At 61.2% G+C, this 276-nt stretch carries 1 pseudogene; it reads left to right on the top strand.

Features of this window, described 5'->3' with window-relative positions:
• Window positions 1-276: pseudogene (locus WDW90_RS39295) on the top strand (carbohydrate ABC transporter permease); the annotation flags it as partial.

Genomic DNA, 276 nt, shown 5'->3' with positions numbered 1-276 from the left:
CCGACTACGCGAGCTCCGGCCCGCTCACCTTGCCGGCGCAGCTGTACTTCCACGGCATCGAGAACTTCTGGACTCGGGTCAACTTTCCGGAGAAGCTGTGGAACAGCTTCCTTATCAGCAGCGTCGTCGCGATCGCGGCTGTGCTCATCTCGGTATTGAACGCCTTCGCCATCGGCATCGGACGGGTGCGCGGCCGCACCTGGATCATCATCCTGTTCCTGCTCGCCAACATGATCCCGCAGGAGGCGCTGCTCTACCCGCTGTACTACATGTTCA

Origin of the sequence: Methylobacterium nigriterrae (assembly GCF_037106235.1) — a bacterium.
Lineage (GTDB): Bacteria > Pseudomonadota > Alphaproteobacteria > Rhizobiales > Beijerinckiaceae > Methylobacterium > Methylobacterium nigriterrae.
The sequence above is the reverse complement of the archived record's forward strand: the minus strand, read 5'-3'. Positions and strand labels throughout refer to the sequence as shown.